At 39.7% G+C, this 2,199-nt stretch carries 2 protein-coding genes; both read left to right on the top strand.

All coding sequences use genetic code 11. The features are described from left to right. Positions 1-527 (top strand): ribonuclease HII (locus AB1397_08390; GenBank protein MEW6482990.1); only part of this gene is annotated, 527 nt, incomplete at its 5' end. Between the two features lie 9 nt (positions 528-536). Continuing rightward, positions 537-1,997 carry an RtcB family protein gene (locus tag AB1397_08385; GenBank protein ID MEW6482989.1) on the top strand — a complete coding sequence of 487 codons (1,461 nt, stop codon included), beginning with the start codon at positions 537-539 and terminating at the stop codon, positions 1,995-1,997. Positions 1,998-2,199 lie beyond the last annotated feature (202 nt).

Below are 2,199 nucleotides of genomic sequence, written 5' to 3'. Positions count from 1 at the left end.
CAGGAAGGGGTCCACTGGCAGGGCCAGTAGTAGCTGTAGCCTGTAGCCTGAAGGAAGAAATATCAGAGATTAAAGATTCAAAATTATTATCAAAAAAGAAAAGGGAAGGGCTTTATGAAATACTAATAAAAAGGGCAGATTATGGAATTGGGGTAGTAGAAAATGGGTTAATTGACAAAATAAATATTCTAAATGCCTCTCTTCTGGCAATGAGAATTGCTGTCCTTTCTTTAAAGAAAAAACCATCCCTTGTTCTGGTTGATGGTCCTTATAAGATTCCAGATATTCCTTATGAACAAATCCCAATTATAAGGGGGGATAAAAATGAGCTTGTAATAGGAGCTGCCTCCATTATTGCAAAGGTAACAAGGGATAGAATAATGGAGAATTATGATAAAATATTTCCTGATTATGGCTTTGCCAAACATAAGGGCTATCCAACAAGAGAACATATTATGGCTATTCAAAAATATGGTTTATCGAAACTCCATAGAATTACCTTTACCAAACATCTTAAGAGAGAGTAAATTTAAATAATGGAAGGAATTTGGAAAGGGCCATTAGAAAGAATAGACGATTATAGGTGGCAGATACCAAAAAGCTTTAGGGCTGATATGAAAGTCCCTGGTCTTATCTATGCCACAGAAAAGCTTCTTTCCCATATAAAGGCAGATAATACACCACATCAGGTTGCAAATGTGGCAACCCTTCCTGGGATTGTAAAATATTCCCTAGCTATGCCTGATATTCATTGGGGATATGGCCTTCCCATAGGTGGCGTAGCTGCCTGTGATATTGAAAAGGGTGGCGTTGTCTCACCTGGCGGTGTTGGTTCTGATATAAATTGTGGGGTTAGGCTTGTGCGGACAAATTTAAAACTAGAGGATATAAAGGATAAAATTGAAGGTTTGGTTAACCTTCTTTTCCAAACAATCCCCTCTGGTCTTGGCTCAAAGGGAGCTATCAAGGTATTTGGAAAAGAGGAAGAGGATGTCTTATTGCAAGGTGCGGAATGGGCGGTTAAAAGGGGATATGGATGGAAAGAAGACCTGGAGGCAATAGAGGAGGGAGGATACCTGGATTTAGCAGACCCCGATATGGTATCTCAGAGGGCATTGGAGAGGGGAGGTGGTCAACTGGGAACATTGGGCTCAGGAAACCATTTCCTTGAGATTCAAAGGGTTTCAGAGGTTTATGATGAAAAAACAGCAAGCGGATTTGGCTTATTCAAAGACCAAATAACCATTATGATTCATTCTGGCTCTCGTGGTCTTGGCTATCAGGTCTGCGAGGATTATGTAAAGACAATGCTTGATGCCTCAAGGAAATATGGGATAGTTTTGCCCGATAAGCAGCTTTGTTGTGCTCCAGTTTCCTCAAAGGAGGGAAAGGCATATATCGGAGCAATGGCATCTGCCGCTAATTATGCCTGGGCAAACAGACAATGCCTTATGCACTTGACAAGGCAGGCATTCTCAAAATTCTTTTCTGAAAACCCAAAATCACTCGGTATAGACCTTGTCTATGATGTTGCCCATAATATTGGAAAGATAGAAACCCATATTGTAGATGGAATTTCAAAGAAATTGTTTGTCCATAGAAAGGGAGCAACCAGGGCATTTCCCAAGGGTCATTTAGAGATAGGACCAAAATATAAAGATGTTGGACAGCCTGTCGTTGTTCCAGGTGATATGGGAAGGGCATCCTATGTCCTGGTAGGAACAGAAAAAGGGTTTGAGGAAACATTTGGCACAGCCTGTCATGGTGCAGGAAGGGTTCTCTCAAGGACAGGTGCAATTAAAAAGGCAAAAGGTAGAAGGATAGATTATGAGCTAAAGAAGCAGGGGATAATTGTAAGGTCAGCAGGCGTAGAGACATTGGCTGAGGAGATGCCCGAGGCATATAAGGATGTTACCGAGGTGGTTAATGTCCTTGTAGGTGCGGGAATATCAAGGAAGGTAGCAAAGCTTACTCCCCTTGGGGTGATAAAGGGATGAGCAAGGCACAAGAGTTTTAAAAAAGGGTATGTATTTAGCCGTTTAAGAAATTTTGAATTCTAAATTTTGAATTTTGGATTGAAGGTTAAGTTTTATAAAATTTTGAATTCTAAATTTTGAATTTTGGATTGAAGGTTAAGTTTTATAAAATTTTTCCCCTTTTAATTCAAAATTCAACATTCATAATTTTATAAAATTTTGA

It is taken from the genome of bacterium, assembly GCA_040756715.1.
Lineage (GTDB): Bacteria > UBA9089 > UBA9088 > UBA9088 > UBA9088 > JBFLYE01.
Note: the sequence above shows the minus strand (reverse complement) of the source record. Positions and strands in the feature narration are given on the sequence as shown.

Excerpts from the sequence above, each read along its gene's own strand:
- AB1397_08385 (MEW6482989.1), top strand. The coding sequence starts at position 537 with ATGGAAGGAATTTGGAAAGGGCCATTAGAAAGAATAGACGATTATAGG.